Origin of the sequence: Sulfitobacter sp. HI0129 (assembly GCF_001635395.1) — a bacterium.
Taxonomy (GTDB): domain Bacteria; phylum Pseudomonadota; class Alphaproteobacteria; order Rhodobacterales; family Rhodobacteraceae; genus Sulfitobacter.
On the sequence record NZ_LWGH01000985.1, the window covers coordinates 1 to 400 of the forward strand.

1 protein-coding gene is annotated in these 400 nt (G+C 64.2%); it reads right to left on the reverse strand.

The features are described 5' to 3' along the window. Positions 1–117 precede the first annotated feature (117 nt). Positions 118–400: RNA-binding S4 domain-containing protein (locus A3764_RS25495; RefSeq protein ID WP_161487530.1), on the reverse strand; the 283-nt coding region annotated here is incomplete at its 5' end.

Here is a 400-nt window from a genome sequence, read left to right on the forward strand (position 1 = left end):
ATGCAGGCATCGTTCACGATATAGGTCATTCAATCATCCCTGTCGGCGTAAGTGTCGGGTGATGCGGTCGGTGACACGGGCCGTACCACAGCGGCCTAGCTAGCCCTTGCGGCGGGATCATTCAAGGCGACGGCCGCGCGAAAGATCAAACTGCCTGCGATCCTTCTTGGTGGGCCGTCCCCGTCCTTCGAATGCGGGATTTTCCGAAGCAACGTCCCTGCGGGGCCCGGCGGGCGGGGAACGATCGACATACAGCGCCTGCGCCTCGGGGGCCGGGCCGCGACGTTCCGCCAGCGCCGATATCTCGATCACCCGGACCCTTTCGCCCTGGGTAAAGCTCAGGACATCCCCCGGCGCGATGCAAAAAGACGGCTTGCGCACGATCTGGCCGTTCACGCGC